6 protein-coding genes and 1 tRNA gene are annotated in these 10,731 nt (G+C 67.0%); 1 reads left to right on the plus strand and 6 read right to left on the minus strand.

Going from position 1 to position 10,731, the window contains the following annotated elements:
* Window positions 1–18: 18 nt before the first annotated feature.
* Together tsaE and tsaD are read right to left on the minus strand one after the other, a co-directional pair.
* A complete protein-coding gene (gene tsaE / locus EPO34_04870) occupies window positions 19–456 on the minus strand; it encodes a tRNA (adenosine(37)-N6)-threonylcarbamoyltransferase complex ATPase subunit type 1 TsaE (protein ID TAK03364.1) in 438 nt (145 codons plus the stop codon).
* A gap of 5 nt (window positions 457–461) precedes the next feature.
* Window positions 462–1,484, minus strand: a complete 1,023-nt coding sequence (gene tsaD / locus EPO34_04875) for a tRNA (adenosine(37)-N6)-threonylcarbamoyltransferase complex transferase subunit TsaD (GenBank protein TAK03365.1) — start codon at window positions 1,482–1,484, stop codon at window positions 462–464.
* A gap of 72 nt (window positions 1,485–1,556) precedes the next feature.
* On the opposite strand from tsaD, the gene EPO34_04880 reads away from it, so the two are divergent.
* Window positions 1,557–1,631: transfer RNA gene (locus tag EPO34_04880), tRNA-Glu, on the plus strand.
* A 37-nt stretch (window positions 1,632–1,668) separates the two neighbouring features.
* Here EPO34_04880 and EPO34_04885 read toward each other — a convergent pair.
* Genes EPO34_04885 through EPO34_04900 form a run of 4 tightly spaced genes read right to left on the minus strand, consistent with a single transcriptional unit; the run spans window position 1,669 to window position 6,137 of the window.
* A complete protein-coding gene (locus EPO34_04885; GenBank protein ID TAK03366.1) occupies window positions 1,669–3,462 on the minus strand; it encodes a hypothetical protein in 1,794 nt (597 codons plus the stop codon).
* Window positions 3,423–4,346, minus strand: coding sequence for a hypothetical protein (locus EPO34_04890; protein TAK03367.1), 924 nt, complete (start codon window positions 4,344–4,346; stop codon window positions 3,423–3,425). The genes EPO34_04885 and EPO34_04890 overlap by 40 nt, the downstream gene beginning before the upstream one ends.
* Window positions 4,347–4,349: 3 nt before the next feature.
* Window positions 4,350–5,663, minus strand: coding sequence for a hypothetical protein (locus EPO34_04895; protein ID TAK03368.1), 1,314 nt, complete (start codon window positions 5,661–5,663; stop codon window positions 4,350–4,352).
* Between the two features lie 3 nt (window positions 5,664–5,666).
* Window positions 5,667–6,137 (minus strand): hypothetical protein, encoded by a 471-nt coding sequence (locus tag EPO34_04900; GenBank protein ID TAK03369.1) that lies wholly within the window; start codon window positions 6,135–6,137, stop codon window positions 5,667–5,669.
* Between the last annotated feature and the right edge of the window lie 4,594 nt (window positions 6,138–10,731).

Below are 10,731 nucleotides of genomic sequence, written 5' to 3' on the forward strand. Positions count from 1 at the left end.
AACGAAAAACGACCGCGATCAGGCGGTCGTCTTTTCGACGGTGATTTCCCGCGGATCCGTCCCCGTCCCACGGATCGCCACGCGGACGACCGGCGTGCCGGGCGATACGGGCAGCGTCTCGGGCGGCCACTCGGCGGCCACCACCGCGTCGGCGCGGCCGAGCCAGTCCTCAAGGCCGAGCGCGTGCACCTCTTCGGGCTTCGCAAGGCGATAGAAATCGAGGTGGACGAGCTGCTTCACGGACGGATGGTCCGTCGGATAGATGTTCATGACGGTGAACGTTGGCGAACGGGCGGACGTTTTCGCGCCAAGCGCCTCGGCGAGCCCCTGGACGAACGTCGTCTTGCCGGCCCCGAGCGCGCCGTCGAGCAAGACGAGTTCGCCGCCCGTGAGCGTCAACGCAAGGTCCTTCGCGACCCGCTTCGTCTCATCGGCCGTCCGACAAATCTTTTCCATACCCTTCAAACCCTTTTCGCTAACCGCATGTTCGGGTCCGCCGCGAGCGTGAGCGGGTCCGTGAAATCCTTGGCGAGCGCGCGGAACGACCCGGCGGCCGCGATCATCGCCGCGTTGTCGCCGGTGAACGCGAGGTCGGGAACATGATACGTCGCGTCAGGCCGCGCCGAGGCGACGGCATCGCCAAGGCGCGCGCGCAACGACGCGTTGGCGGCCACGCCGCCGACGAGGCTGACGGACGCCGGATGATGTTTCATGACCGCCGCGACCGTCTTCGTCACAAGCGTATCCACGACCGCTTCCTGGAACGAGGCGGACACGTCAGCGACCGACGCGTCAGGGTGCTGCTCAAGATAGACGGCAACGGCCGTCTTCAATCCGGAAAAGCTGAAGTCCAGGTCCCCGCTCTCGAGCATCGGCCGCGGGAACGCGATGGTGGACGGGTCGCCTTCTTTCGCAAGCTTGGAAATCGCCGGCCCGCCCGGATACGGGAGCCCGAGCAGTTTCGCCACCTTATCAAACGCCTCGCCGGCCGCATCATCGCGCGTGGCGCCGAGCAGCTCGTACTGCCCGTGACCCGTCATCAGGATGAGTTCCGTATGTCCGCCGCTGACGAGCAGCGCAAGGCAGGGAAACGCCGGATCCATTTCAGCCCCCCCTCGAAGCCACACGCTATACAGATGCCCTTCCAAGTGGTTCACGGCCACCAGAGGCTTTTTCCACGCCCAGGCGAGCGTCTTTGCCGCTTCGACGCCCACGCGCAGCGCCGGGACGAGCCCGGGGCCGGCCGTGACCGCAATCGCGTCAATCCCCTTCCCGTCGCGCGGCACGCCCAGCTGCTCAAGGAGCGGGAACAGGACGTCCACATGGCTGCGCGCCGCCACCTCGGGGACGACCCCGCCATACTTCACGTGGATGTCGACTTGCGAAGAGACGAGGCTTGAGACGACGCGAACCTTGCCGTCCTCGTTGTCCACGAGGGCGACCGCGGTCTCGTCGCAACTGGTCTCGATGCCGAGGATGCGCATATCGACGCGTCATCCTATGATACCAAGAGGCTTGACGCAAGGGTGTTTTCTTCGTATTCTCCCCGCATTGCCGGCCCCATCGTCTAGCGGTTAGGACATCGCCCTTTCAAGGCGGTAATGCGGGTTCGACTCCCGCTGGGGTCACCACCAAAAAACCGTCCTCCACGAGGACGGTTTTTTGCCGTCAGGCCGTCGGCGGCTTCTTTTTCGCCTTTCGCTTTTGCACGGCGGTCTGCACGAGGCGCACCACCTTGGGGCGGCGAACCTCGCCGCGCTCCTTGTCGCGCTCGATGCGCTGCACCTCCATCTCGAGCTCTTCCTCGTTTTCCTTGATGTCCTTCTTCAGTTCCGCCAGGGTCTCGTCGCGGCGGAGGATCTCGGCGGTGCGCTCCACGTGCGCATGGCTCACGCGGCTTTCGGTGACCAGGAGGCTCGAGAGCCACAGGAGCTTGCGCCAGATGAAGGCGAGCAGCCAGCCGGCGGTGAACAGGAGCGAGAGCAGCACCACCATGGTGACGAGCAGGCGCACGGCCATGTTGCCGATCTCCTCCACCGACGCGGCCACCACGCGCAGCGGCTTCTCCTCGGACGGGAGGGTCTGCGCGCCCAGCTCGTCCACGGCCGTCACCCAGATGCGGTAGTCGTCGCCCTTTTCCAGGTCGCGGTCGTACACGATGGTGTAGAGCCCGCGCACGTCGGCCTGGTCCTGCGCGGTGTCCATCACGCCGGACTCCCCGCGCTGCACCCACACGTTCACGCGCGCGTTGGGGAACGCCCCGCCGCGAACGATGAGCGGCTCGTCGGAGCGGATGAGCGCGGTGTAGGAATGGATGCTTGGCGCGGGCAGGGCCGTGACCGTGGCCTGCGCCTCGCGTTCGAGGGAGTTCCCGGCGAGGTCGACGGCGCGGATCGTGAGCGTGTGCGAGCCGGGCGGGAGCGGCGGCGAACGGTACTGGTGCGTTCCCGGATCGACCCAGCGGTCGAACTCGCGCCCTTCCACGAAGATCTCGTAGTGCGAAATGCCGGACGTCGCGTCGTAGGCCGAGAGCTTGAACCGCGCGAGCGGGTCGTTGGCGCTCACGCTCGGGAGCGCGGTCGCCGTGAAGCTCGACGGGGAGGTGCCGTCCACCTGCACGCGGAAATGCGAGATGCCGCCCCAGCCGTATTGGTTCTTGGTACGCACGTGGAAATACCAGGCGCCGTCCGTGAGGACCCCCGAAACGAACGAGGATGGGGTCCCGTCGGCGGCGCTTGCCGGAGTCGAGTTCGGACGACGGTCGAGCAGGTACGCCACGGCGGTCGTCTCGGGCGGGACGTTCCAGGTGAAGGTCGCCACGCGGCCCGGATACCACGCCGTGGGACTCGGGTGCGACGGGGAGGCGACCTGCGGCCCGCCCGGGGCGCCTGGAGTCTCTACGGGCGTGGTGGCTTCCGGGACCGGCGGGGCGACGGAAGGCGCGTTGACGGTGTACGTCCCTTTCGAGAGCCCGGTGATCACGTTCGTCCCCATGCCGTCGTTTGCCAGGATGGCGCCGGAGGAAAACGCGACGTCGGCGTTGCCGTTCCCCTTGCCGCGCAAGGTGACGGTGAACAATCGCGCGCCCGGCCCTTGATAGCCGGGGTTGAGCACGACCCCTTCGAACCTGATGGTCCCGTTCTCGTTGGAATACTCCGGCTGCTGGAGCCACAGCGAGATGACCGAACCGTTGACGGAAACGCCGGACACTTCCAAAAGCTCGGTCGGGAACCGGATCGTCCCGTTCACGGCGTTCACGGCCTGGTCCGGGCTCGACAGGAGGACCTCGAGCGTGATCGGGTCATTGATCTCGATTTCGCCGCTGGGCGGATTGACGTACATGCTCGCCGCCTGCGCCGCGTGTGCCGCCGACAGGAACGCGCATGACAAGACGAGGCCGAACAGGGCGGCCATCAGCCGGATCAGCGGGAACGAGGGGTGTTCTTGGGAGGTTTCCTCCATACGAGGCGCCAAGCCAAGAGGCCGGCAATGATAAGGACAAGTATACCGTAAAGGAGAGCGGGGCGGAACATGCCGGCTGTGGGCAAAGACGTGCGGGATCCGGCGGCGACCACGGACACGCGGGCGTTCCCCGCCCGGTCCACGGCCTTCACGTACAGGCTGCTTGCAAGCGTCTGGTCAAGAAGCAGGTACGGGCTGTCCGCGCGCTGCCAGGCAAGCCCGTCAATGGGCCCGGGGGGGCCGAGGCGCTCCGCGACCTCGTAATGGTCGATGCCGGTCTGCTTGTCCATGGCCGAGAACGCGGCCGCGACGCGGCCGTCGTAGAGCCTGGGATCGTTGACGATGGTGACGGTGAACGGGGTCGGCGGTTCGACGTCCGGCGCTTCGGACAAGGGGACGGCCGTGCGGTCGGAACGGACGGAGAAGACGATGGGGGAGATGTCCGCGCCGGCATCCGTCCCCTTCCCGTCATCGATGAGCGCCCGGAACCCGTCCGCGGAAACGGACGTCTTGCCGGGAACGAGCGCCGTGAACACGAGGCTGAACAGCGGGGCGCGCGGGTGCGAGATCCCGCCCGGGATCGCCCCAGCAAACCGCACCCGGCAACCGTCCGGGCAACCCGAGAGCGACGGGCGCTCGATCCACAACGGGACGACCGACTCGCCGTCGCGGACGGCCTCGAGGCGAAGCGCGCGGCCGTCGAACGTCACGGAGCCCTCGGTCGAGTTGATCTCCTCCCCTTGTGCGTCCAAGAACACGCCCACGGCGAACGATTCGCCCAAGGCGACCTCCGGAGCCGCCGCGCCGAAGAACAGCTCGGCGGCACTGACGGAGGCCGGAGCGACGAGCCACAACGCGATGACGGCCATCCACGCCGGTCTCATAGGTCAGCCCGTCCAGTGGAACACCAGGATGGAGAAATCCGTGAGGTCGATCTTCCCGTCCCCGCTCAAGAATTGGCGCTCGTATTCCACCATGTCCCCTTCCAATGTCCGGCCGTACCAAAACGCGAGGATGGAAAAATCCACGAGGTCTACGCGCCCGTCCAGGTCCGGGTCGGGCCACACCCCCGGCGGCAGCGTCCCGCGCTCGTATTCCACCGTGAGCTGTTCGAACCGGCTCGTGGGGCTCACGAGCGCGCCTGACGTGGTTTGCGCGTACAGCTCATACGCGCCGGTCGCGAGCCCGGTCGTGTCGATGGTCGCGAGGTAGCTGCCGTCCGCGGCGCTTTCGACCGTCGCGTCATGCTCCGGATACCCGGCGACCCGGACGACGACCTGTGCCGCGGGAGCCGTCGTGCCCGAGACGGCGAGCAAATCGCCCGGAGGGACGCTCGTCGGATCAAGCGAGATGGAAGGAGCGATGAACACCCCTCCCACGGCCGTATCGGCCCCGGCGACGACCGTCACGGGAAGGCTGAACAGGTTGGAGCGGCGGCCCGCCGCGTCCGTCGAGTAGAACGTGAGCAGGTACGTGCCGGCCGTGAGCGACTCGAGCGTCACGACGGAGAGCCCGTCGGCTCCGGAAATCACCTCCGCCGCTTCTTGGCCGTCCAAGAGCACCTTCACGGGAAGGTTCGGGTACCCGAGCACGCTCGGCGCGAGGATGCGTCCGGTAGTGATGCCGGGCCCGCCTCCGCCCCCTCCGCCTCCGCCCCCTCCGCCTCCGCCCCCGCCGACCGACGGAGACGCGGTCACCTCGGCGCTGGTCGCGATCACGTCCCCGAACGCGTCGAGTACCTGGACGACGAAGTAGTAGTCGAGCCCGTTGGTGAGCGTCGTGAAGGTGTTGGAAAGGGTGAGCCCCGTATTCGTGAACGTGTACGGCCCGCCGGAGGCCGTGGCGATGCCGGCCTCATAGGAAGTGACCGTGAGCCCGAGCGCGCTGGTGGCGGCCGTCCAGGTGAGGTCCACCTCCGCGTCGCCCGGGGTCGCGGTCGCGACCGGGGTGCTCACGAACGGGTAATACAGGAACCCCTCGTTCTCCGAGAAGCTCGCCGAGGTCCCCTGCCCGATCGCCGAACGCTCTGCGGTCGAGCTCACGTACTGGAAGCTCGCGCTGGTGGCGTACACCGAACCGCCCGAGGACATCATCGGGTCGCGCAGGATGAAGTTCAGGCTGGTGTAATCCGTCGCCCGGGCCATCGATGCGAAGAGGCAGGAGGCGAGGATCACGACGGCCGACAGGAGGCGACGCGTCATACGTTACGGGGCCGTTGCCGGCGCCGTGGCGGCAGGCGGCGAGCTCAAGTTCACGTTCGCCACCTCGATGACCTGCTTCAAGGCCGGCGAATAGAGGATCGCCTTCTTCGATTGCGTATAGATGAGCACCTTGTCCCCTTCGCTCGCGTTCTTGAAGAACGCCTGCTCGCGCAGCTTCTCGGGGTCCGACACCGTGGCGACCGTCGGCGCCTCGTCCTCGGGGAGCCGGATGAGCTTCCCCACCTCGGCGACGAGCTGCGCCGTCTCGTCCGGCGCCGGGACTTGCACGGCCTGTTGCCGAGCCTCGCGCAGTTGCGTCCACAAGACGGCGATCACGACCAAGGCGATGACCAACGACGCCCCGAAAACGAACAGGGCCGATTTCGGGATGCCCTTCGGCTTTTTCGCGGCGGGGAGCGGACGCGAGAAGAATGAGGACGGCGAGGATGTCGGCTTCACGCTCGGAGACTCCATAATCGTCCGTTATGCCGGCGTCTCGCTCCCCGCCGGAGCTTCAGCGGCGGCGGGCTCCGTCGCTGGCGGTGGTTCAGGGGCGGGCTCTTCCACGATTGGCGCGGGTTCCTCGACAATGGCTGGCTCCTCGGTCGGAGTTTCTTCGACGACCGGTTCTTCCTCGGCCGGCGCAGGCTCATCCCCCGAAGTCTCGACGAGGGGGGATTCCTCGACGGCCGGCTCTTCCGCAGGAGTTTCCTCAACCACCGGTTCTTCCTCGGCCGGGACCTCGCTCCCCGCCGGAGCTTCAGCGGCGGCGGGTTCGATGACCGGTTCTTCCTCCGTCGGGATCGGCTCTTCCGTCACGGGGGCCGGTTCTTCAACGACGGGTACGGGCTCTTCGGTCACGGGGGCCAGCTCCTCGGCAGGCGGCAACGGGACGATGGGCTCGAAGTATTCCACGACCGGGGCGGATTCGCTCTTGAAGGTCTTCGCGTCGCGCACGGCGAACGCCATCCAGGAGAAACGCAGGTCCGCGGGTGCCGACTTGTTGAGGATGATCGAGAACCCATCGACGGACACGCCGCTCACGATGAAGCTGATGTCATTGGACAGCACCACCTGTTCGGTCGCCACCTGCGAGCCGTCCTCGGCAAGCGCGAGCGTGAGCGTCGCAGAAACCACGGGCGCGTCCTTGAACGGCTTGTCGAATTCCACCTTGACGATGCGGTCACCGAAGGTGACGTCCGCGAACCCGGCCGTGTCGTTGCTAAACGTCGGGCGGCCAACGAACTCCACGTCGCCGGAAAGCACCAGCAGGTTGCCGAGGGAGCCGATGCGGTCCACCACCAGGCCGTCCTGCACGACGAGCGTGCCGTTCACCGTGAGACCATGGTCAATGAGGGAAAGGTCGAGGGTCGTGGGCTCCGTCGTCGGTTCCGTCGCGGCTGCTAGGGCCGCGGCTTCGAGCGTCTCGATGCGCGCAATGAGCGCGGCGACCTCGTCGGTGTTCGCGCTCGCGCTCCCGGACACTGCCTCGATGGACGATCGGATCGCGTCGATGGCCGGACTCGCGATGTCGCCGGCCGTGAGCATGCCATCGACCGCGACCGAACCCTTGAAGGACGCGTCGCCTTCCACGATGAGCGCGCCGGTCACGGTGAGCGTCTCGAGCGTGTCGATCGTGACCGACGTTGGCGCCTCGGTTCCGTCCCCCGTGATTTCCACGAAATCCGTCGTCGCGGCGTCAGACGGCGCGTCGGCCGTAAGCCCGTCCGGCAACGGCGCGCCGGCGTAATAGAAGTTCTTCACGAAGGCGAGCACGGATCCGATGCCTTCTCCTGCGTAACCGACCATGGCCTGGCCCACCACGGGCCCGGGCCCAGTCGCCTTCATGGCCACGCCGGGCGTGGACGAAGAGGTGAGCAGGTCGCCCGGCTCGATCGGGCCGTTCTCCGTCGTCACCTTCACGGGCACGCGCCCGGCGAGCGCCACCGGGAGCGCTCCGACGCCTTCCTTATCGACGCTCCCCATGACGAGCCCCGGCCTGGTCGCCACGATGCCCAATGTCATCGTGGCATAGGGGGCGCGCGTCTTCTTCATGCCGGTCTTGAGCGTCGGGTCCAATTCAACCACATCAGCCGCCTCGATGGAGGCATCGTTGGTCGTGTAGAACTCGGCCAGGTCGGCGCCCGTGTCAATGACCATCGCGACCGCGATACCGCCAAGCGCAACGCCGCTCGCCGTGGTGGAATAGGCGCACACGACGTACGTTTGCGACGAAGCGCCTGGGTCAACGACTAAGCCCGTGACGAAAATGGCCGGTCCGTCGCCGTTATCCGTCAATATGGCTGGCTCGTCGTTGACGAGAGCTCCCGCGTTACAGGCCGCTCCGGTCCTGATTTCGACCGTAACCGTCTGGTCGGTTGCGGATGCGCTGTTCGACCAAAGATTCGTATATACATACACGTCTCCAGTGGCCGTGGTCGGCGTCACTGCGACCGTGCCGAGCGATGTGGCTGCGGCCGAGGTCGTCCCGGTGATGGTCGTTGCTCCAAAAGACGAAAGAGACTGTTGCAGGTCGGTCCCGCCCGTGCCGCCGCCGATGCAGTCGGTCCACGTGGCGTCTTGGAAGCAGCGGAACTTGTTGGAGCTGTTGTTGTAGTACATCGCCCCTTCGAACCCCGTCGGGTCGCCGGCATCGGACTTCACGTCGAGCCCGAAGAGGTCCGGGGTGGTCGACCCGGCCCCGCCGGCGCCCACCTGGACCTGCGCGGTCGTGCCGGTTCCCGCCGGCTGGAAGTTGACGTTGCCGGTGCCGGATTGGATCGTGGTGGTGGACGTGGTGTTGGTGGAACCGAGATTGACGGTGTGCGCGGCCGCGCCCGTGCCGATGTTCACGGTCTTCGCGACCGAACTCGTGAACAGGTTGCCGGTGGTGCTGGTCGCGCCGGCCGCGGGCAGGTCGAGGGTGAGCACCGTGTTGGTATTGTCCGTGTTCACCACCAGGTAGTTGTTGGCGCCCTGGCTGATGGTGAAGCCGGTCGTGCTGTTGTCGATGATGTCGAGGTCGGTGGCCGCGGCCGCGACGGACACGGTTCCGCCGTTCACCGTGAGGGTGCCGGTCGCGGTGAGGTTCCCGGCGGTGCCGCCGTCGGCGAGGGTGAGCAGCGTGTTCGTGCCGTCGGAGAAGGTAAGCGTCTCGGTGTTGGTGATCACGACCGTCGGGGTGGCCGCGGAGAAGGTGATGTCCCCGCCGAGGTCCGAGGCCGCGTCCACGTCGAGCGTGCCGCCGGTGTGGAGGTTTCCGGTGGTGTCGGCCACCGTGAACACGCCGCCGTCGGCCGTGATGCCGCCGTTGACCGTGAGCAATCCAGACCCAGTGATCGTCCCGCCCGTGAAGGTGGTGGTGCCGGCCGTGCCGATCGTGCCCGTGGTGGTGATCGCGTCCGCGCCCACGTCGATCGAGCCGAAGTTGGAGGTGATGGAGCCGCTGTCCAAGGCACCCACGGTGGTGAGCGAGGAGGTGACCACGCCGGAATTGAGCGTGGTGCCGGAGAGGTCGTTGGCCGCGTTCACGGTGATGGTGGCGTTGGGGAAGGTGATGGTGCGGTCGGCCGTGGGATCCGTGATGGCGAAGGCCGTCTCGTTCGTGTCGTTCGTGGAGCCGTCGAAGAAGATGGCATTGGTCCCCTGCACCGCGCCGGTCATCGTGACGTTGTCCGTGACGGCGTCACCAAGGGTCGCGTCGCCGTTCACGACGAGCGCTCCGCCCGCGGTGAAGGTGCCCGTGCCCGTGGTGATGGCGCCGTTCCCCGTGGTCTGCAACGACAGGGTGTTGGCGCCGATGTCCCAGGTGGACGCCGCTCCGCCCGTGAGGGTCAGCGCGTTGCTCCCGTTCGCGGACACCGTAAGCGCCCCGGCGCTGGTCGGGGTGATGGTGGAGCCCACCGTGATGTCGGCGGCCGTGACCGTGAGGGTGCGGCTGGTGGTGCCGCCGGCCACCGTGAACCCGTCGGCCGCGGAAGCGAGCGTGAGGCCGTTGACCGCGCCGGAGGTGATGGCGCCCGTGCCGGCGTTGATGGAACCGTTGTTGGTGACGATGGCCGTGTCCCAGTTGGCCGAGATATTGATGGCGGTTTCCGAGGCGCTGCCAAGCGTGGTGATGCCGTCGATCTGCAGCCCCACGAGCGTGCCGGCCGTGTTGCCGGAGTTCACCGGGGTGAGGCGCGCCAGGTTCTGCGTGGTGGAGGCCACCGTCTGGGCCACGCCCGTCACCTCAAGGCCGTTCATCACGTCGCTCGCGTCCACCGGCGCGTTGCCGATCACCGCGTGCAGGGCCGAGTTGTTGGCCCCGGCGCCTGTGGCCGTGAAGATGGACGCCGAGAGCGCGTCCACGTTGTTCGCGGTGGCGCCCACGCCCGTGTTGGTGATCGCAAGCATGTCCACCCCAGGGGCCGAGGAAGCCGTGATTTGCAACTGGGTGTCCGCGTCCGCGGAAACGAGCACGTCGCCCGTGCCGTTGGGCGAAAGGGTGAGCGCCTCGTTGGTGCCGGTCGTGACGTCGGTCGCGACCCCCGAGAACGTGAACGTGCCGTCAGTCGTGATCGCTCCGATGCCGGTCATGGCGCCGGAGGTGGAAATGTCCCAGTCCGAGGAGTTGACGGCGACCGTATCCCCGTTGTCACCCAGCGTAAGGGTGCCGTTCCCTGTGAGCGGACCGTCGACGGTGAGCGTTCCGGACCCGAGGAAATTGAACGAGGGGTTGGTCGTCGTATTGCCGAACGAGATGTTTTCCGTGCCGTTGGCCGTGCTGATGTTGATGTAGTTATTCGTCCCCTCCTGGATATCGAGGGCGTCGGCGGTGTTGTCCGTGAGCGTGGAGCTGATCGTGTCGGACAGGAACGCCACGGTGCCGGAGGCATTTTGGAAGGTGATGGTGCGGTCGGCCGTGGGGTTCGTGATGGCGAACACGGTCTCGTTCGTGTCGTCGGACGAGCCGTCGAAGAAGATGGCGTTGGTCCCCTGCACCGCCGCGGTCACGGTGAGGTTGTCGGTGACGGCGTCGCCGAGCGTGACGGTGCCGTTTGCGGCGAGGGTGCCGTCGAGCTGGACG

The organism is Patescibacteria group bacterium, assembly GCA_004297215.1.
Taxonomy (GTDB): domain Bacteria; phylum Patescibacteriota; class Patescibacteriia; order UBA9934; family GWF2-40-263; genus 2-01-FULL-63-20.